Raw genomic sequence first — 20,648 nt, 5'->3', positions numbered from 1 at the left:
GGGCGTGGATACTTAGCCGGAAACATCTTCGGTAGTTCTTTTCGCGCGCTCAGTCAGGGCAGCCAACCTACCATTTACCACGAGGTAGCAGCAATACAGAACCCGGCTTTGGGGCGGCGCTTGCGGCTTTCTTGGCTGTTCTTCCTTCGGCGCTATGCGCCAGGATGAAGTTCACGATGGGGGCCGGGTCCTTCAGTCCATGCGGGTGATGGTCGCAGCCTTGCTTTACGATCAGGGCGAAGTCGCCGCCCAGAGCCATGTAACGCTTTCGGACGATATCGGTGTTCTCTTCCATGGGAACGCCTCGGTCCGCATCTCCGCAGACGTGAAGGATTGGAATATGGGCTGCGGCAATGGGGGCGAGGATATCGATAGGATTGCCGGTGAAGTCGAGCATCTCCTGCTCGTTGGCGAAGTGATAGGCCTCAATCGCTTGCTTCCAGTCGCCGGGGCTGCCTGTCCCTTTTCCTTTGCCACCCGGCCAGCTCTTCATATCGCACACAGGAGCGTCTCCGTAGATACAACCGACCTTATCTGTATTTACATAGACCCAGCGATACGCGTAGAGACCTCCTCGACTGAGTCCTTCCAAGGCAGGTTTGGGGGCGAGGTTGAACTGCCTGGTGATGGTTGCGTAGAAAACATCAAAATGCTTCATCGGTTCCGGGGCACCAAAAGTGTTCCCAACATCGATAAAAGCGACATGAAAGCCCGCTTCGAGAAGTGCGAGATCTACCGCGGGGAAGGCGTCCCAGAACATCGTTCTCCACACCCATGGACGGCCCTTCAATGGTTTTCGGGGTATGACCACCAGACCTTTACAGCCGTCAACAGTAAGGGGTTGAAGCAAGAAGCCGTGATAGTCCTTGGTGGCCGTTGAATCTGCGCCTGCTGGATGGACAGCCTGAGGCGCTGGTTGTGTCTGTGAGCCGCCAACTTCGGCCGCCCTTAACCAGGCCGGTATGCAGCATGACGCTGCGGCGGTCGTGCATGCGTGGAGAAAAGTCCTTCGCCTCATTGGTTCGTCTCGCTGAACGTAAAGATGGTAGCGACAATCATGCTCGATGGCTATGCGTTCTCTCGCCAGTTCGGTAGATCTCTATTGCGAAATGATAGACCTTAAGCTGCTCTGAATAGGGACAGTAATCGAAGAAATTCCAGTTTCCCTGAAATGAAGATTGAATTGCGTCACTTACGAAGTAGACACGCTGTCGAACTTCCTGCGATGCGCAGCTCGCGCAAATTATGGTAGCGTTGTCGTACTATGAAGCCAACCCGATTCAAAATGCGAATAACGGAGGAGCGACTGTCAATACTGCGGCGAGTTCTTCTCGGATGCCTCCTCTGCGCTACAAGTGGGCATTGCGCCCTTGCGCAGCAACGTACGCCCACGGGAGAGCTTGTAGGTGACGCCCCAGTTGATCCCGGACCGCTGGCGTCGATATCAGCGAAGGTAAGTCCGAAGAGTGTCGCGGCCGCGATGAGGAAAGTGGCCGATTGGCAGAACGCGCGAATCTCTACCTCGCCGAGCCAGGACTGGACCTATGCGACGCTGTACCTTGGTTTGTTGAGCACTTCGCGAACGCTGAAGAATCCGCGATACGAAGCGACGGTGCAGGATGTTGCCGAGCACTTCGAATGGAAGCTTGGCCCACGCAAAACACATGCAGACGATCAGGCGATAGGACAATCGTATCTCTGGCTCTATGCCGAGAAGCCAGATGAAAAGCGAATCGCGGCAATCCGCTCCGAATTCGACGAGGACCTGCAAATACCGGATGATCCGAAGCATCCCGTCTGGTGGTGGTGCGATGCGCTTTTTATGGCGCCTCCCGTGTGGGCTCGGCTTGCGGAAGAGACACACGAGAGCAAGTATCTGGATTACATAGATCGAGAATGGCACATCAGCTCAGGCCTGCTTTGGGATTCTCACGAGCATCTTTTCTCGAGGGACGCGACGTTCTTAAACTCACACGAAAAGAACGGCCGCAAGGTCTTCTGGTCGCGAGGGAATGGATGGGTTATGGGAGGCCTGGTGCAGGTACTGGAACACCTGCCTGCTTCCGATCCAAGACGCCCATTTTATGTGAACAAGCTGCGAGAGATGGCCTCCGCGGTGAAGCAGCTGCAAGGGGAGGACGGGCTTTGGAGGCCTGGACTTGCCGATGCCGCTTCCTATCCCTACCCGGAGACGTCGGGCTCAGCCTTTTTTGTTTACGCTCTCGCATGGGGCGTTCGGCATGGTGTGCTGAATGAGAAGGAGTATGGGCCGGTAGTGCAACGAGGCTGGGCAGGACTGGTGTCGCACATCTATGCCGATGGCCGGCTGGGAGATTGCCAGCCCGTCGGTGCCGCACCTGGGGTATACACGCCAGGCGCGAGTTCCGTATTCGGCGTAGGCGCGTTCCTGCTCGCTGGTTCGGAAGTATATGGGTGGTCAGAATCGCATCCGCACCTTGCTTCACTCCGATAACCAGGAATGCACCTTGATGTACTGTTTGTCTGCACTGTACAACCTGGCGCGGCCGCTGGGCCGATTGCGCTCAAAGCTTCAATTCTGGAAAAGAGGAATAGAGGATGGGATTCTTAAAGAATTCGTATTTGCCAACTCTCTGTCTTCTGGCGATCAATCTCGTCTCTGGTGCTGTGGTTTATGCGCAGAGTGACCCCCACGGCCTCACTCAAGCGAGCCCGGACCTCTCGGCCTATAACGTGATCTGGAACGAGCCGGGCTCAGGCTCGGCAGACTCCATGCCGATTGGAAATGGAGACGTCGGCCTGAATGTTTGGACTGAAAAGAACGGTGATCTTGTCTTCTACATTGGCAAGACGGATGCCTGGAGTGAGAACCCGCTCGGCAGCAACGGTTTGATGAAGATCGGGCGTGTCCGCGTTTCGATGTCGCCTCCATGGGATGCAAACAGCCTTCCGTTTCAACAGGTATTGCGCTTGCAGGATGCGTCGATCGCGATACGCGAAGGGGATACGACTCTCAAGATCTGGGTGGATGCGAACCGTCCTGTGATTCATGTAGAAGAACAGGGAGCGCATCCTATTGCTCTCAGAGCAAGCCTCGAACCTTGGTACGGCGAGACAGATCACGTTAGTGCGATGCATCTTGCGCCACATACGACCTCCACGATCGCCTGGTATCACCGCAATGAAGCGGGTGCCGTTGATGCTGTACGGAACCTGACTACCGGCGCTCTGATGGAAGGTTCCGGAATGAAGGCCGTGAGCGATACCCAGTTGGTTTCGACGGAGCCCTCGCTGCATCAGTCCCTATCGATTCACACGTTAACGGAGACCACCGAAAAGGCTGAAGGGTGGCTGGCTGCCATGGACAGTCTCAAACGAGAAGATGACAGGACTGCGGTTGCCGATGCTTTCCTCGCTCATTCGCAATGGTGGTCTGCGTTCTGGAACCGGAGCTGGATCGTGCTCGGAGGCGCACAGGATGCTGACACGGTAACTCGCGGCTATATTCTGCAGCGCTTTGTCACAGCGGCCGCAGGGCGGGGAGCCTATCCGATCAAATTCAACGGATCGCTCTTCGTGGTGGATCACGCATCCGAAACGGATAACCCCAAGACACATCCTTCCCACGAAGTCAGCGCAAATTACCGTGCCTGGGGAGGGCAGTACTGGTTCCAGAACACTCGCCCGATGTATTGGCCACGTCTGGCTGCGGGTGATTTCGACGAGATGCTCCCGTTGTTTCGCATGTATCAGCGCGAGATGGAGCAGAATGCGCCCTTGATCGAGAGCTACTATGGCCACCCCGGGTCTTATCTTGCGGAGACGGCAGCTTTCTACGCGCCGATCCCAGACCTCCGGACCAAACCGAGCGGACGACATACGGATTACTACTTCACCCCAATCCTCGAACTGTCCATGATGATGCTGGACTATTTTGAATACACCGGAGATGAGCAGTTCGCCAAAAAAACACTCATCCCCATGGCATCCGAGGGCCTGCTCTTCTTCGATCAACATTTTCCCCGCGACGCTGCGGGTAAGCTGGAGCTGAACAACGACAACTCAATTGAGACGTTCTGGCAGGTGTCCGATCCGCTTCCGGATATCGCCGGACTCCATGCTGTATTGGCCCGCTTGCTTGCGCTTCCCAATGGCCTTGGTTCAGTTGAGCAACGTGCGCAATGGGAAAGGCTCTATGCAGCGTTACCGGATCTGCCCACCGGACAGATAGACGGGAAGAAGGTTCTCTTGCCTTACACGGGCAAACAAGACGCTCCGCGGAAAAATATCGAGAACCCAGAGCTGTATGCCGTATTTCCGTTTCGCCTCTATGGTGTTGGGCGACCCGATCTGCGAATCGCAGAAGATACGTTTGAAGCACGGAAGATGCGATTTCGCGGGTGTTGGTCTCAGGACCCTGTTGAGGCCGCAATGCTGGGCCGGAGCGATGACGCTCGCAAGTCGGTGAGCTTCAACCTTCAGAATGTCGATCCGCGGATGAAGTTCCCCGGATTCTGGGATCGGGGGCATGATTACGATCCGGATGAGGATAACGGGGGAAATGGTGAGCTGGGATTACAGGCCATGCTGCTGCAAAACAACGGACGAGAGATTCTGTTGTTGCCCGCATGGCCGAAAGACTGGGATGCGCGGTTTAAACTCGCTGCTCCGTTTCGCACAACAGTGGAAGGTGAGGTGCACCACGGCAAGCTGGTGCACCTGACTGTTACGCCTGCCTCCCGGCGAAAAGACGTCTTGGTTAACGGCGACAAGTTTAAGTAATACGTCGTTCCTGATGCAAGACCGGGACACTGCGAGCGCATGTTTGATCGGTGATGGCTTGTATGAAATATCCGGATGCTTGTTTTTTGATGGTAACGATGTCGTTTAACTGCTGAATTCTTTGCGTCATAGAAGGTGGGGAGGCACGATGAAAGCGACCCTTTGGATACTTCTTTCTGAAATGAATAGGCTTTATTAGTGAGAAAATTTCAAATCCTGGCGAACTCGTAGATTCGTAGTATAGAATTCTCCCGCTAGTGGTATCGCAACCATAAAGGAATGTATAGAGCGATGAAGATCATCAGACGCTTCGCCGAAGCCGCGCCTGTATTCTCACAAACGCTCTATCTCCTGCTGCGCACCCTTATGGGGATCCTATCTCTTGGCATCGCCAGGGGGCGTCACCCTTCCTGGTGGGACGTACCTCGTAGCCGACCGTTCGTCTGGAAAATATTTGGAGGAAGTGAAAATGGGCAAGCCTGCAAAAATGATGTATCCAATGTTGCGTAGATGGAGAATGGCAGCTCTCTGTGCTTTGGCCGTCGTTTTAGAAATCGGTACGTTGAACGCCCAAACAACCAGCGGCAGTTTTGTCGGGCGAGTGCAAGATTCTGCCGGAAGCGTTATCCCGGATGCGATGGTTGTTCTACGGAGTGAAGCGACCGGTATCACCTTGGCAGGGCACACAAACGACACCGGTGATTATGTTTTCAACTCTGTGCAGCCAGGTGTATACAGCCTCACCGTTATGGCCAAGACCTTTCAGCCGAAGGCGATTAATCATCTCAACCTCGACATCCAGCAGACCCTGCGCGAAGACTTCTCTCTGAACGCCGGTGAAACAACGGAGGTCGTCCAGGTGACTGCCGAGACGCCTTTGATCGAGACCGACACTACTTACGTGGGCAGTGTCGTAGACGGGAAGCAGATCAACCAGACTCCGCTGAATGGGCGTGAGAACGCCTACTCACTGCTGGGGCTTGCACCTGGCGTGCAAAGGCCCAACTCTAACGCGTTGATATCCGGCAGCAGCTTCAAAGGCGGCGCTAATCAGACCATTGACGGTATTTCAAATGACGATATCGCGGGTGCCCGCATGTCAGACCAGGTCCCTTCACTGGATGATATTGCTCAGTTCAATACAATCGGTATCGACTCGCCGGCCCAGTATGGCAACGGCGCGGCACAGGTAATCATCGTTACCAAGTCCGGCGGTAACGCCTTTCATGGAAGCGCCTTCTACTTCAACCGGAATCGATTTTTCCAAGCGCGTAACTACTTCACCGCGCCGGGCTCTCGTATCCCTGCGTTCAACAGGCACGAATATGGGGGCACAATCGGCGGTCCCATCCTGCACGATAGGCTGTTCTTTTTCTCGAGCTTTGAGGGGATTCACAGTCTCACTACGGTTGTTCGAGGATATGCAATGCCCCCGTTGGCCTGGTATTGCCAGGCACTTCCTACCGTTCCAGCGGGATGCACCGGGGCTACAGGCTTCGCTGATTTTTCCGCAAATGGGACTGCCACCGGTACAAGCTCGACCGGGATCATTTATGACCCGGCGACCGGCCAACCATTCCCCAATAACCAGATCCCACTCTCTCGCATTAGCACAGTGGCGAAGCGCTTTCTTCCCTTTTTCTCAACGCCAAATGTTCCGACGCCGGCCGGGATCGGTAACAACTTCAGCTACGCAAGTCCAACGCTGGAGATCGATCCCCGGTTCTCCATCCGCCTGGACTATCAGGCGACAAAAAAAGACCATCTAATGTTCCGTTTCTATAATAATCGACGCCAGCCGGCGCCGTACGATGTGGGCGGTACCGATAAGTTTGGAAACTATGCGGTCCTGGGCAACATCATCAATCAGTTTGCCGGAAACTATACGCGGGCTATCTCCAACTCACTCGTAAATGAGTTCGTGCTCGGGCTGAACAAACGTGCCGATCCTCGTATCGACCAGAATTACACCCTGGATCCGACAACACTCGTCAGCGGGCTGCCGGCCACCGATCCTGGATACGGTCTTCTTCCGACTGTAAATATTTCTAACTTACAGAAGATATTTTCCACCGGGAGCAGTTTCAGCCATCAACACACCACCCAGGTGAATGACAACCTAAGCTATGTGCATGGTAATCATGCGCTCCAGTTCGGCGGTCAATTTCTTGCGGAGGCAGAGTCGGGAACCACGTACAACACTGGAAGCTTTACGTTTAGTGGCCAATACACAGGACGCTATCACAGCGGTTCGGGGCAGAATTCAAATCCTGTAAATGCGTTTGCAGATTTTCTGCTTGGAGATATAAACAGCGACAATACGTCCAGTAATGATTTTACGTACTATGCGCTATTCAAGAGTTATGCGCTCTATGCCCGCGATACCTGGAATATCACTCCAAAGCTCACGCTCGAGCTTGGAGTTCGGTATGACAAACTATTTCCTTTCCAAGAGCGCAGAGGCGGCATTGCCACCTTCAATCCTGACTTCGGGAAGCTGGTTCTGGTTCATGGAACGCCAAATCCTTCGATCGTCGCGAGATATCCGGGAATTCTGGTAGATGGAGCTGTAAATGATTACACGATGGCCAATTGGCTTCATTTACAAAATACCAATTTCCAACCCAGGCTTGGTTTCGCGTATCGTCCAATCTCCGGCCGAGAGGTGGTGATTCACGCTGGCTTTGGGGTCTATTATGACAATCTCCCCCTTTCCGATCTGGTAAATAATATGGGCAACCAGGTTCCCTTTGTCCTTACAACCAACTATGCTCCAGCATCGGCCACCTCAGATGCTCCATTCCTAACCTTTGATTCACCCTTTCCAGCGGCCAGTAGCAGAGTGACTGCGAACCCCACCGGGTATGGAGTTTCGCGGACGATAAAGACGCCCTTCAACACAGAGTGGAATCTTTCTATCGAAGGAGAGGGCTGGAAGAAGGTTGCTCTACGCGCTACCTATGTCGGGAATGATGCGCGTCATTTGCATACTCCCTTTCCAATCAATCAGACGACTCCGCAACCATTAGGCGGCCCCGGGGAGCCGGCCAATGGCCAGGCCGCCGTGCCTTTTCAGCCATTTTCGGCAATCACCTATTACCTCTATGGAGAGAGTTCAAATTTCAACCAACTACAGCTGGCCGCCCGTCGCCGCTTCGCGGACCTGACCTTCGATGCTGAATATCAGTGGAGCAAAGCGCTAGGTATCGATGGCGCAAACGAGGAGACGGTCACGGACCGGAGGAACATTCGTTATGACTATGGCAATTTGGATTACTATGCGCGAAACGCATTCACCTTCAACTACAGCTACGATTTGCCGGTAGGTCGCGGAAAATGGCTTGCTTCCGACTCTCCCAAGTGGCTTGATGCGGCTATCGGCGGCTGGCAGCTCACTGGTGTGTGGAAGGCCACCAGCGGATCGCCGTTTTCAGTAACCTATACCGCGCCTGCGAATTCACCCGGTCAGCCGAGCGGGCGGGCAGACTACACTGGCGGTGTTCTATATCCTGGACATAAGACGCCGAAGCAGTGGTTCAACCCTGGGGCATTCGCCGCAGTACCGAGCTTCACCTATCGATATGGGAACTCGCAACGCAACATGGTCTTCGGTCCTAGTTTTTCAGAATGGGATGCTGGCGTATTCAAGAACTTTGCACTGCCTCATGCGATGACTTTCCAGTTCCGTGCTGAAGCCTTCGATGTCCTGAATCGAGCGAACTTTGGCGGGCCGGCGGCAAACATCAGCAATACGGCGACCATCGGTCAGATCACTAGTACCTCTGCGGATAACCGCGAACTCCAGTTCGGAGGACGCATTAACTTCTAGCCGCAGGAGATGTGATGAAGGAATCAACGAGGTGGCGCGGCCACCTCGTTCCCGTTTTATCCTTCACCCAAAGAGGGGAGCTCACGCTCGTAGATCTGGAGGCCGCTTTGCACAGTCCTGCGTCTCGCAGCACGAGACGACTACACCAGGCGCAAGCTTCATTCCCACGCTCTATCAAAGCGAATCGATGAGCGTTCAAGCGCTCATAGCGCATGTGCCGGCGATCTCCGCCGCGGCAGGAGTGAAACGGAATCGAAATGCCGCGATGCGAATTTCGCCATCGCCTCTCCACCGGCTATAGTGTCTCTTCGGCTGTTGTGACGTGTGCTGTCAACAGCAAATCGTCTTAAACCCGTTGGAGATGTATGCACCGTCCCCTGGCAATTCTTGCAAGCATCAGCCTTCTGTCTTTCACGCCTGCTCTCCGAGCTCAGATGCAGCCGTCGGCTCCCTCTGCTATCGCCATTTCCTACGAGGCCAGCCAGGATGGTCTGCTCACTCTGGTAGTTGAGGATGAGCACGGCAATCGCATCAAAAATCTTGTCGCCGACTATCCCGTTCACCAGGGCCACAACACAATCCCCTGGGACGGAAGCTCACTCGATGGCGTAGCCCATCCCGGTCGATATCATGTTCGCGGCCTCTTCCATCAGCGCATCGTTCCGCATCTCCAGTACTCCGTCTATTCACCCGGCAATCCTCCCTGGCCCACCGCGGACGGCACCGGCGCGTGGCTCGCCGATCACACGCCTCCGGCCTCCGCGCTCTTTCTTCCCGAGGGCAGCCCCTGGCCTACCCATTCCACCGAGCCCGAGATCCTGTTTGGAGCGGAGGCTGCCGAGGCCGGTCATGCTCTGATGTGGACCGATCTGAACGGCCGCAAGCTCGACGGTATCAAGATTCGTGGTTGGAACGGGGGAATCGCTCTTGCTCGTGATATCGGCGGTGACCGCAACCCCGACCACATCGCCTACACGGTCTACGTCGTCAACCCCAGCCGCGACTTCGGCAAGACTGACCCTGGAGCACTCCAGGTCTTCATCATTACCAAAGCGGGCCTCACACCGATCGAGAAGGTCGTCGGAGGAGTTCAGACCCACGACGCCTTCCGCGAACTCGTCGGTCTCGCCGCCTGCAACGGCCTGCTGCTGCTCTCGAACCCCGCCGCAGACGAGATCGTCGCCTTCGATGTCCGTCACAAGGCACAAGCCTCCTTCGCAAAGATCAAGCTCCCTCACCTCGGAGCCCTCGCCTTTGAACCCGATGGCCACCTGCTGGTCGCAACCGAAGGCGCCATCACGCGATTCACTCTCCACAAGGACTGGCACTCCCTCTCCCTTGCCGACCCGCAGGTCGTCGTTCCCGCTTCGCAGTTGGAATCACCTAAACAGATCATCGAGGCTGACGGCGAGATCTACGTCACGGACTGGGGCTCGAGCCACCAGGTCAAGGTCTTCTCGGCTACCACCGGCAAGCCGCTGCGTATCATCGGTCATCCCGGCGGCCCACAACTCGGGACCTATGACGAGCAGCGCATGGCGCATCCCCTGGGCATGACCATCGACTCCAAAGGTTCACTCTGGGTTGCTGAAGAAGACTACCTTCCCAAGCGCATCAGCCGCTGGGACGCCAAGACCGGCCGCTTCCTCAATGCCTGGTATGGCCCCACGCAGTACGGTGGCGGAGGGTTCGCGGATCCACACGATCTCTATCGCGCCTACTATCCTTCTATCGGCAATCCCGGCAGCATGGGCCTGCTCGAATTCCGCGTCGATCCCTCGACCGGCAGTTCGCGCCTCACTGCTGTGCGCTACCGTTTCCCCGATCCGCTAAACGATGTGATCAGCTACGGCGGCTATCCGACCAAGCCCATCTTCTTCCCGCACGATATGATCCCGGTCGGTTCGCACGGCGGCATCACTCCTGCCCAGACCTTCTATCGCGACGGCCACCAGTACTTCACCGACTCCTACAACACCTACTGGTACAACCAGAGTCCCGTCACTACGCTCTGGATTCTCGAAGACGGTATCTGCCGCCCCATCGCCAGCGCAGGTTGGGTCGGCTCCGGCGCTCATCACTGGGAGACGCTCGACCAGCCTGAGATCCGCCGCAGGATTCCGCCTGGGGATCCCAACGGTGTCTTCTTCGTCTGGACCGACCGCAATCACGATCATGTCGTTCAACCCGATGAGGTCCAGTTCTTTCGCCCGACCGTTCCTGGTTCCTCTGGCGTTGTTTTTCAGCCCGATCTTTCCGTCATCAGCGGTGGTCCTTACCATCTGCCTGTAGCCTCGGTCGACGCCGCAGGTGTCCCTTCCTACAACCTCAGCAGGCTGGCGCTCCTCTCGCACACATCTGCTACCGGGGACGTCGCACTCAGCCCCGACGGCTGGTTCCTCGCCGGCATGAGCGGCTACAAGGACGGTCAACTGCGCTGGACGCTGCCCACCCGTTCCTCTTCGGTTCCACCCGCCGGGCCCGGTGATCTCGAGGATCCCAAGCGGATGCTTGGCTATCCTGTGCGACCTGCTGCAGGGCAGGCAGGCTACATGGTTGCGCGTTACTCCTACATGGGCGAGATCTATATCTACACCGTCGACGGACTGCTGGTCACTACGCTCGGTGGTGACACGCGCCTCTCTCCCTTCTGGCCCTACCCGAAGCAAAAGTCCGGCATGGAGATCACCGACCTCAGCTTTGACGCCGAGCAGTTCTGGCCCTTCATGTTTGGCGAGGATGATGGCAACGTGTACCTCTCCATCGGCAAGTGGCACACCTCGACCGTGCGCCTCGACGGCCTCGACTCCATCAAGCGTGTCGACCTCGGATACATCACTGCAAATCGAGAAGACCTCTCTCGCACCGAGCCGCTTCGCTCCGAGTCGCGCTCTCGCGAAACCCTGAAAGCTGCGGTTGAGGTCCATCACATCGATCCGGCAAGTACAGCCTCGCCCGATCGCTGGCCTGCCAAAGACTGGGCCGTCATCGATAAGAACTCCTCCTTCCAACTCGGCACCGATAGTAAGAACCTGATCGTCGCCTACCGCACCAATCAGCCCGATCTCCTTCGCGACTCCGCAACGGAGTTTCCCTTTGCCTTCACGCAGGGAGGTGGCCTCGACCTGATGGTGCGTGCCCAGGGGCCAAGCGACAATCGCCAGGTTGTCGACGGCGACGCCCGCCTCTTCGTCACGCGGCGCAACGGCAAGCTGCTCGCCGTCCTCTATAGGCAGAAGACCGACAAGCCTGGTAATCGCGTCTCCTTCGCTTCGCCCATCGGGGAAGTCGTCTTCGATGATGTCGAGGACGTCAGCGATCGCGTCGCGCTCACTGCAAGCGGTGGTTTATACCAAATCACCGTGCCGTTGTCTCTGCTCGGCTTCGATTCCTCTCATGGCAAGCAGTATCGGGGCGACGTGGGTCTTGTACTCAGCGATGGTACGCGCGCCGAAGCCCGTGTCTACTGGCACAATAAGACCGATGCCATGACCGCCGACGTTCCCAGCGAAGCCCGCCTGAACCCAAGCCAGTGGGGCCTATTTCACTTTTGATCTTTGATGGAGGGTCCCCGATGACCGCTGCAGACATTCGCTGTCTCGCCTCTACCCAGGACGTCTGCGGCGAGGGCTGCGTCTGGCATCCAGAACAGAACGCTGTCTTCTGGACCGACATTAATCGCTGCATGCTTCACTGTTACTCGCTCGACGCTGGCGACGTTGAAACCTGGCACTTCGACCAGCCTGTCACAGCCGTCGTGCTCACCACCTACGACGCTGTCCTCGTCCTAATTCTCGGCGGCGGCATCGTCGTATGGCACACCCGCACGCACCGGATCATCGACGTCCTCTTTCGTCTGCCTGAATGGCCCGCCGTGCGGTGCAACGACGCTCGCGTCGATCCTGCCGGTGTGCTCTGGTTCGGCACGATGCAGAACAACGTGCAAGACGACGGCAAGACCTCCGACGTAACCGAGTGGCGTGGTGCGCTCTACTCCCTGGTCCCCGGTGCCGAGCCAAAGCAATGGCACTCAGGCTTTGGCATCACCAACACGCTGGCCTGGTCGCCGAACGGTGAGACGATGTATTTCGGCGATACCCTAGCGAACTGCCTCTATCGCGGCTCCTTTGATCCTGTGAGCAGTCATCTGGAGGGCCGCGAAGTCTTCTTCGCCGGCTTTTCGCGCGGACTTCCCGACGGCTCCACGATGGACGCCGAAGGTCATCTCTGGAACTGCCGTTATGGTGGTTCCTGCATCGTCCGCATCGCCCCCGACGGCTCGATCGCTGACATCTTCGAAACGCCGGTGAACAACCCCACCACCTGCGCCTTCGCTTCGACCGATGTCAGCACGCTGCTGTTCACCTCCGCCGCAGACGCAATACAACTGGGCCAGCCAGAAGGCTCTCTGTACGCACTGCAGACATCGGTGCGCGGCTTGCTCAGCACACCGCTGCGCTTATAGCCGTACAGCCAACTGCGCCAGCAATCCGCCATCGACCCGATACGACGCCCCTGTAATAAACGAGGCCTTATCGCTCAGAAGAAATGCAATCAGATTCGCAATCTCTTCCGCATGAGCCACACGCCCCAGTGGATGATTGTCTCCCCACTGCTGCAGCGTCTGTTCCAGGCCATTCGTTCCGCCGAATCTCTCTGCCGACGAGCGCACCATCGGTGTATCGACCGTTCCCGGCAGCACAGAGTTCACGCGAATATTGTCCTTCGCATGATCGACCGCCATGGCCCGCATCAGCGCCTCCAGCGTCCCTTTGCTCGCCGCATACGCTGCAACCCCCTTCTGAGTTGCCAGCGCCTGCACCGACGACACCAGCACGATCGCTCCGCCGTTGCGCATCTCCGGAATCGCCGCTCGGCAAGCCAGAAAAGCCCCGCGCGAATTGATCGCCTGCACCAGGTCGTACTCCTCGACCGGTGTACTCACGACCGACCCATAGTGCTGAATCCCCGTGCTGTAGACCAGCCAATCCAGCGGTGTCTGTGCGGCAGCACACCTCACCGCGTTGCTCACCTGTTCCGGGTCGCGCACATCGCAGTCGATATACTGCGCCGCTTCATCGGCCCAGCCGGAGGGTCTCCGCACATCCGCAATGGTGACCCTTGCCCCTTGTTCGATCATGATCCGGGCCGTAGCCCCTCCGATGCCCGAGGCTCCGCCGAAGATCAGCGCATTTTTATTGGGGGAATTCTGCATGCTGCTCAACTTTCGTCATCCATCGTTCGGCCATCGTAAAAGCCCCGCGCAACTCCGCCAGGCCACGCAAACGTCCCACCGCCGGATACCCCGGCGCCGCGCCACGCTCAGAGTCGTTCAGCAACTCCTGCCCATGATCGGCACGAAACGGCAGACTGCGAGCATCGCCTGACAATTCGCGCCGCCGCTTCTCGGCGATCACCTCAATCATGATGCCGATCAGGTCGGCGTCACCCTCAAGATGTGCCGCCTCAAAGAACGACTCCATCTCCACTCCCGTGTTCTGCTCCCGCTCGGTTGAGCGAAGATGCAGAAACCCGACCCTCGATGCAAACTCCCTCACCATTGCACGCAGGTTGTTGTCGGCCCGAATGCCGAGCGCTCCCGTGCAAAAGGTAAGTGCGTTCGCATCTCCGGAATACTGGTTCAGAATCCAGCGCAGATCCTCCGCGGTGCTTACAATTCTCGGCAACCCCAGCAACGGCCGCGGAGGATCGTCCGGATGAATGCACAGCTTCACACCGCATTCTTCCGCCACCGGGCACACTCTCAGAAGAAACTCCCTTAGAGAACCGCGAAGCTCCTCTCCGGAGATACCCGCATAGGCCTTCAGCATCTCCGCCGTCTCCTCGATCGTTAGCCGCGGATGTCCGCCCGGTAATCCATGCAGAATTGTCTCGCATAACGTGTCCGCCTCCGCCGGGGAGAGCCGCTTGAAATAGCCGTGGGCCGCGCGGCTAGCAACCTTGCCCCACTCTGCCTCCGCTCCTTCGCGCTTCAACAGGTAGAGATCGAAGGCCGCAAAGGCCACCGCATCGAACCGTGTCGTGTAGCCCCCCTTCGGTGCCGGTTCATGCAGGTGCGTTCTCATCCAGCTGAAGATGGGCATCCAGTTGTAAGCGATCGTCCGAATGCCGCAGGTGGCAAGATTGCGAATCGACTGGGCAAAGTTCTCCACGTCCCTCCCCCACCCCGGCGCACGCATCTTGATCCGTTCGGTCACTTCGAGGCTCTCGACGACCGTCCACTCGAGTCCTGCCGCACGAACCACATTTTGACGCTTCTGGATCGCCTCGACCGGCCATGTCTCGCCTGCAGGTAGCTCATGCAAAGCCGTGACGATGCCGACTGCGCCGGCCTCGCGCGCGTCTCGCAATGTGACACGATCCTCTGGGCCGAACCAACGCCAGGTCTGCTCCAGTAACATTCTTGCCTTTCCGAAAGAGCGCTTGTCATCATGTGCGATGAGGTGCCTGCTCTTTGCCTATCATGCATACTTTGCGGTAACTTTCCTGTGCGCGCATCGAGAGCCCGAACAGACCGTCCCACCAGCTTCACGATGCTAAAGCGCAAAAAGCATCGCAAGAAACAGCAGTTGAATCAGCAGGGAACTGTCTTGCATTGTGAAACGCAGATGTCACTGCTATGGAGGATCTATTGAAGACCGCTCGCAAAGTTACCGGCGTCAAACGCGGATACACGATTCAGGCCGTGGTGCGCGCCGTCAGCATCATCAACGCCTTTCAATCCACCTCTGAGGTATTGGATCTGCGTGTCGTGGCCGCAAGGGTCGGACTCCATAAGGCGACCACCTTCCGACTGCTCGAAACGCTGGTGGAAACGCATCTGCTCGAGAGAGCAGGGAAGCAGGGCTATCGGTGCTGTGTCCAGCCTGCCCGCACCAAGCGCTATCGCATCGGTTACGGCTCGCAGAGCAGCCTGCTCCCCTTCACTGCGACGGTCAGCGACAGTCTGGTTGTGGCTGCCAATGCCGCAAACATCGATCTCCTGGTACTGAGCAATGGCCTCAGTCCTCGCGTCGCGCTACAGAACGCGGACACCTTCGTAACCGAAAAGGTCGATCTTGTGATCGACTCCCAGATCAACATCGGCGTCGCGGCACAGATCGCCGTAAAGTTCTCCGAGGCGCGCATTCCCTTTATCGCATTGGATATTCCGCATCCGGGGGCAATCTACTTCGGTGCAGATAACTACAAGGCCGGCCGTATGGCTGGCCGACATCTTGCACGATGGGCAACGAAGAACTGGAAGAGCGGCCCAGAGCAGATCATCCTCCTTGGTGTCGACGCCGCCGGCCCTCTGCTCAACGCGCGATTGACTGGTGTCATCGATGGAATCAATGAGGTCAGCAGCTTCGGACACAACACCCCCACGCACCACTACGACACAAAGGGTGGTCAGTTCGAGGCCACGCTCGATATCGTGCGCCGTCACATCCGCCGCAAAAAACCGGAGCGCGCTCTTATCGGAGCAGTCAATGACTCCACAGCGCTGGCGGCGCTTCAGGCCTTCCGCGAGGCTGGCATCGAGCGCTCCTGTGCGATCGCAGGGCAGGACGGCAGCCTCGCGGCGCGCGATGAGATGAGACGATCCTCAAGCCGTCTGATCTGTTCGGTCGCTTATTTCCCGGAAACCTACGGGGAGAGGATCGTTCGGTTGGCGCTCGACGTGCTCAAGCACAAGCCTGTTGCGCCTGCCATCTTCGTTCAGCACGAGCTTCTTACTCCGCAGAACGTCGATAAGGTGTATCCCAACGATACGTGGATGAAATCCTCTCCGGAACGTATTTGAGTGCACGGCTCAGCCCCTCGTGCAGGCGATATTTGTCTCGCTTCGTGAGATGTATTGAGCAGTTGTGCGATGGCCTTTTGTGGCGTCATCCAAAACCAATAATGCCTGTTTATAGGAGAGAAATGCAGAATACACGCATAAAATGGACAACCCGTTTTGCAGAAATTCGTATCGCATGTTGATACGCAAAGACGATTCGGCTTTACCTCGTCAATGTCGTTGACATGCCTTTCTGCAAAGAAATAAAAAGCTCTTCGATTCAGTCAGCCAGCGATCATAGAGTTTTTCCCTTCAGCTTGGCGGCTGTAGTACCTGAGTTTATTTCCGGGGAGGCTTCATGCAATTCAGTAAACAATACGAGAGCGGACAACGGAATTCATTGCGGAGACTTTGTGTCCGTTCCGCCGCACAGCTGGCATTCTCTTGCCCTTGGGCTTTTCGCATTACAGCAATCGCTGTTCTGGCATCCGCGATTGGCGCCGTCGCACAGACTGGACAGGGAGCAATCGGCGGCTCAGTACACGACAAGTCCGGAGCTGTAGTTGCCGGAGCCGAAGTCGATGTCGTCAGTGAGGCGACAGGCGTCAAGCAGACGACAACCAGTAACCACGACGGTCTGTTTCAGATTCAGTCCCTGAATCCCGGACTCTATACCGTTGCCGTCCAGAAGGACGGCTTCGAGCGCGTGACCACACAATCGGTGAGCGTATCCGGTGTTGGCACGACACCGCTCGACATCAAACTGCCCAACGGCACCGTCAGTCAGACTGTCACCGTAAACGCCGATGCCGACCTCCTCAACAAGACCGAATCGAACGTCACTACGACGGTCGATCACGCGATCGTCCAAAACCTCCCCTATCCCGAACGCAGCTCGCTCGAGGCCTCGCTGCTGGTTCCCGGTGTCGTTGGCGATCCTTTGCAGCCCGGCGGCATCTCGAGCGAAAACCCAGGCGCCTACACCAGCTATGTCACCCCAGGAGCAGGCATCACAATCGGCGCAGCTCCTCCGGGGACCAGTTCCATCGTCGTCGACGGTTCCGATGTCACGCAGCCCAGTCTTGCGCGTACCGGCGTGAACCTCTCTGGCCGCGAGGTCCAGGAGACCACGGTGATCGTCACCGGACTCTCGGCCAAGTACGGCAGAACGGGCGGCGGCGTTATCGTGCAGAGCAGCACGCCCGGAACAAACGAATATCATGGCGGGATCACGTACAGTCATACTGATCCTTATTTCAACGCCTTCCCCGACGGCAACACGGTTCCGAGCGCGCTACACGAAAACTTCTATGGCTTCTATGTAGGCGGTCCTGTCTGGATTCCCAAGATCTATCCGCACAAAGACAGAACCTTCTTCTACGTTGGTGTTGAGCCCGCCCGGCTGCAGAACGCATTCGGCTTCCGCGGAATCTTTCCCACGTCCGATGAGCTTGCAGGCCATCTTCATAACTCCCTGACGCTTCTCAATCAGAGCATTCTGAAGAGCTCTGGCTACAACGCTGCGCTTGCGGCTCCTCGCATCGGCTCTATCAACTATCAGTCCACGGTAAACGCGAACGGCTTCCCGAACGGACCGTCCGAGCCCTCGCAGATCCGCGCCGTCGCCAACGATGACGTCTCGGCGCAGCTGGCGCAAAACCCATTCGCGCAGTTCGTACTCTCCCAGTTCCCGACGCCCAACAGTCCCGGACCCTACGTTAAGTTCGATAACTCCCAGGCGACGCCCCAGAACGATGGGACCAACGCAACCTACCAGCGCGGCGTTCTGAACAAGGACAATCGCTATTCGATTCGCATCGACCAGCATTTCAATAACTCGGATCAACTCTTTGTTCGCTACACGGTTATCCCGGTCAGCGCAGCCCGGTATTTCGCCGTCGATCCTTCCAATCCGCTGACCATCGTGCCTACAGACTCGGCCGCCACGCACGACATCGCCCTGGGTTACACACACACCTTGTCGAGCAATATCGTCAACAGCTTCCACTACTCCTTCATGCGAGTCAATCAACAGCGGCTCTCGCCCCCCAGTACGCGTTCCAAGGACTACGCCGCGGCTTACGGTCTGACTCCTGCATCCTTCGGCTACGGCTTTCCGAGCCTCGGCAATCTCAACGCCAACGGCGTGTCCTACACGATGCAGATGGGCCTCTCGAATGCAGCCATTCAGGTCGACCAGAACTTTATCGCTGGGAACGACGTGACCTGGACGCATGGACTCCATCTGTTCCAGTTCGGAGGAGAGGTTCGCTGGATGCAGTCAGATCAGTATGATCTCGGTGGCGCCACCGGCGGTCGCTATGCCTTCTCGGCGGCCCAGACCAACAACGGTTCCACGGGGGGAGCTCCGCTTGCTACATTCATTCTGGGAACGATCTCCGGTTTCACCAACACACCCGTTGAGGTTCCCGGCTACTACCGCTGGCGCTACTACGCAGGTTACTTCCAGGACGACTGGAGAGTCCTCCCCAACCTCACGATCAACGCTGGACTGCGCTACGAACTCGAGACACCGCGAATGGAGAAGTACAACAACCAGGCCTATGTTGGGCTAAACATTCCCGGCAACCTGAACGGATTGGTGACAACAAGCGCGTTCTGCTTCTCTGGGGCCTGCGGCAATCCAAAGACGTTATGGCCGATCAACTACACGGGCTTCGAACCCCGCATCGGCCTGGCCTACTCTCCCACCGCCAAGACCTCTGTCCGTGCGGCGTATACACTCCAGCGTCTGCCGTTGACCGGCTACGAGAACATCCCTGATCCTGACTTCAACGTTGCGTCGCAGTCCGTTGGCAATCAGAGCGGCGGTGTCACGGCTAACTCGACTGTCAACTACATCACCAATCCCGTCGGGCCGCTCACCTCGGCCTACACGGCACTCGGTGGCAATCGCGGACCTATTCTCTACTCCAACGGTTTGGCTCCGGTCTACGTCGACCAGAGCAACAAGGTTCCCTACACGCAGTCCTGGAACCTTACGGTGCAGTACCAACCCGCTTCCCGCACTGTTCTTCAGGCTTCTTATAACGGAGGCAAAGGAACTCACCTGATCGGCCCGTTCGGCAGTGCCGGCGCTGCAAACGCGTTGAACGTTCCTGATCTCTCCACCGTTGTGAATGCCATCCAGACCCATCAGAACCTGGGCGCAACGTTTCCCAATCCCTGGGGAATTACTCAGAACGGGGCAGCGGTCTCCGAGTCGGGTCTGCAGTTGCTCAACCCTTATCAGAACTTCTTCAACCAGTCGCTCACGGAGATCTATCCGAGGGGCGGAACCATGGAGTATAACGGCCTCTACCTGAGTGTGAATCAGCGCTTTGGTGCGGGACTCTCGCTGCTCGCCAACTACACCTGGTCCAAGACGCTCGACAACATTCCCGATACCAATACTGGTGCTGATGGCGGCGGCTTTGGTTACGTCCTCCCGCAGAACCCGCGCAACCCCTATGCCGAGTGGTCCGTTGCAAGCTTCGATCAGGCAAGCCGTCTCAAGGCCGGTTATACCTACGATCTACCGATCGGTGCAGGACACACGCTTAGTCTGCATAATCATCTACTGGATAACCTCATCGGCAATATCTCCACTGCGGGCATCGCAACCTACGCAGATGGTCTGCCGAACGCGATCGCTCTTGGCACAGCAGGCTACTTCGTCTCCGTGACGCCCTCCGGCGTCAACGGTTGCACGGCAAGCGGCACAAACAAGTACTGCACCGCGAATGCGTTGCCCACCGGATACACACTGCGGCCCAACATCGTACCCGGGGTTCCGCTTCTCAATAAAAACTGGAAGAAGAACGCCCTCAACTCCAACTTCACCCCGTACCTCAATCCCGCTGCGTTTTCGGTGCCGGGGTCGGTCAACAATCCTCAACTGGGTAACGCGCCGCGCCTGCTCTCCAACGCACGTTCCCCTCGTGAGGCATTGTTTGACATGCGTTTCACCAAGGGATTCAAAATTGGATCACGCTACGATCTCAAGATCAACGGTACCTTCACGAACGTATTCAACCATCCGGTGTACTACGGCGTGAATCACTCGTTGCTGAGTTCAAATACAGTCTCAAATGTGACCGGCACGGTTACACCTGTGACTACGGCGAGCTTCGGTCAGTTCAACCAGTCACAGACCGCTGGCATGTCTCGTGTTATTCAGGTGGGGGCCGAGTTCAACTTCTAAGCCGGTGATGGATGCGTGTGGATCGATTCCATGCGCATCCGTTACATGCTTTGATAGGAAGGCTCCGC

General features: G+C 57.1%; 11 protein-coding genes. 8 read left to right on the top strand and 3 right to left on the bottom strand.

Features of this window, described 5'->3' with window-relative positions; all coding sequences use genetic code 11:
- Positions 1 to 67 precede the first annotated feature (67 nt).
- Positions 68 to 760 carry an alpha/beta hydrolase gene (locus tag HDF15_RS00530; protein ID WP_184252331.1) on the bottom strand — a complete coding sequence of 231 codons (693 nt, stop codon included), beginning with the start codon at positions 758 to 760 and terminating at the stop codon, positions 68 to 70.
- A gap of 504 nt (positions 761 to 1,264) precedes the next feature.
- Between HDF15_RS00530 and HDF15_RS00525 the strand changes: the two genes are divergently transcribed.
- The 6 genes from HDF15_RS00525 (at position 1,265) to HDF15_RS00500 (ending at position 13,055) form a co-directional block, all read left to right on the top strand.
- Positions 1,265 to 2,473 (top strand): glycoside hydrolase family 105 protein, encoded by a 1,209-nt coding sequence (locus HDF15_RS00525; protein ID WP_409254852.1) that lies wholly within the window; start codon positions 1,265 to 1,267, stop codon positions 2,471 to 2,473.
- A 104-nt stretch (positions 2,474 to 2,577) separates the two neighbouring features.
- Positions 2,578 to 4,761 (top strand): DUF5703 domain-containing protein, encoded by a 2,184-nt coding sequence (locus HDF15_RS00520; protein WP_184252329.1) that lies wholly within the window; start codon positions 2,578 to 2,580, stop codon positions 4,759 to 4,761.
- Positions 4,762 to 5,052: 291 nt separating this feature from the next.
- Positions 5,053 to 5,271: a hypothetical protein gene (locus tag HDF15_RS00515; protein WP_184252328.1), complete on the top strand. Its 219-nt coding sequence runs from the start codon at positions 5,053 to 5,055 to the stop codon at positions 5,269 to 5,271.
- Positions 5,272 to 5,323: 52 nt separating this feature from the next.
- The gene (locus HDF15_RS00510) at positions 5,324 to 8,590 is read left to right on the top strand and encodes a TonB-dependent receptor (RefSeq protein ID WP_184252327.1); all 3,267 of its coding nucleotides are present in this window, start codon (positions 5,324 to 5,326) and stop codon (positions 8,588 to 8,590) included.
- A gap of 365 nt (positions 8,591 to 8,955) precedes the next feature.
- A complete protein-coding gene (locus HDF15_RS00505) occupies positions 8,956 to 12,144 on the top strand; it encodes a hypothetical protein (protein WP_184252326.1) in 3,189 nt (1,062 codons plus the stop codon).
- A 20-nt stretch (positions 12,145 to 12,164) separates the two neighbouring features.
- Positions 12,165 to 13,055, top strand: a complete 891-nt coding sequence (locus HDF15_RS00500; protein ID WP_184252325.1) for an SMP-30/gluconolactonase/LRE family protein — start codon at positions 12,165 to 12,167, stop codon at positions 13,053 to 13,055.
- Here HDF15_RS00500 and HDF15_RS00495 read toward each other — a convergent pair.
- Positions 13,050 to 13,805 (bottom strand): SDR family NAD(P)-dependent oxidoreductase, encoded by a 756-nt coding sequence (locus HDF15_RS00495; RefSeq protein ID WP_184252324.1) that lies wholly within the window; start codon positions 13,803 to 13,805, stop codon positions 13,050 to 13,052. The genes HDF15_RS00500 and HDF15_RS00495 overlap by 6 nt on opposite strands.
- A complete protein-coding gene (gene uxuA / locus HDF15_RS00490; RefSeq protein WP_184252323.1) occupies positions 13,786 to 15,012 on the bottom strand; it encodes a mannonate dehydratase in 1,227 nt (408 codons plus the stop codon). The genes HDF15_RS00495 and uxuA overlap by 20 nt, the downstream gene beginning before the upstream one ends.
- Before the next feature lie 230 nt (positions 15,013 to 15,242).
- On the opposite strand from uxuA, the gene HDF15_RS00485 reads away from it, so the two are divergent.
- Both HDF15_RS00485 and HDF15_RS00480 read left to right on the top strand, forming a co-directional pair.
- Positions 15,243 to 16,397, top strand: coding sequence for a substrate-binding domain-containing protein (locus tag HDF15_RS00485; RefSeq protein WP_184252322.1), 1,155 nt, complete (start codon positions 15,243 to 15,245; stop codon positions 16,395 to 16,397).
- 337 nt (positions 16,398 to 16,734) lie between these two features.
- A complete protein-coding gene (locus HDF15_RS00480) occupies positions 16,735 to 20,580 on the top strand; it encodes a carboxypeptidase regulatory-like domain-containing protein (RefSeq protein WP_184252321.1) in 3,846 nt (1,281 codons plus the stop codon).
- Positions 20,581 to 20,648 lie beyond the last annotated feature (68 nt).

The sequence above is a fragment of the Granulicella mallensis genome (genome assembly GCF_014203225.1).
Lineage (GTDB): Bacteria > Acidobacteriota > Terriglobia > Terriglobales > Acidobacteriaceae > Granulicella > Granulicella mallensis_A.
This window is presented reverse-complemented; position numbering and strand designations above follow the sequence as displayed.

What these genes read in the sequence shown, in the direction of transcription:
- HDF15_RS00530 (WP_184252331.1), bottom strand. Translation starts at nt 760, where the DNA reads ATGTTCTGGGACGCCTTCCCCGCGGTAGATCTCGCACTTCTCGAAGCG.
- HDF15_RS00525 (WP_409254852.1), top strand. Translation starts at nt 1,265, where the DNA reads ATGAAGCCAACCCGATTCAAAATGCGAATAACGGAGGAGCGACTGTCA.
- HDF15_RS00520 (WP_184252329.1), top strand. Translation starts at nt 2,578, where the DNA reads ATGGGATTCTTAAAGAATTCGTATTTGCCAACTCTCTGTCTTCTGGCG.
- HDF15_RS00515 (WP_184252328.1), top strand. Translation starts at nt 5,053, where the DNA reads ATGAAGATCATCAGACGCTTCGCCGAAGCCGCGCCTGTATTCTCACAA.
- HDF15_RS00505 (WP_184252326.1), top strand. Translation starts at nt 8,956, where the DNA reads ATGCACCGTCCCCTGGCAATTCTTGCAAGCATCAGCCTTCTGTCTTTC.
- HDF15_RS00500 (WP_184252325.1), top strand. Translation starts at nt 12,165, where the DNA reads ATGACCGCTGCAGACATTCGCTGTCTCGCCTCTACCCAGGACGTCTGC.
- HDF15_RS00495 (WP_184252324.1), bottom strand. Translation starts at nt 13,805, where the DNA reads ATGCAGAATTCCCCCAATAAAAATGCGCTGATCTTCGGCGGAGCCTCG.
- uxuA (WP_184252323.1), bottom strand. Translation starts at nt 15,012, where the DNA reads ATGTTACTGGAGCAGACCTGGCGTTGGTTCGGCCCAGAGGATCGTGTC.
- HDF15_RS00480 (WP_184252321.1), top strand. Translation starts at nt 16,735, where the DNA reads ATGCAATTCAGTAAACAATACGAGAGCGGACAACGGAATTCATTGCGG.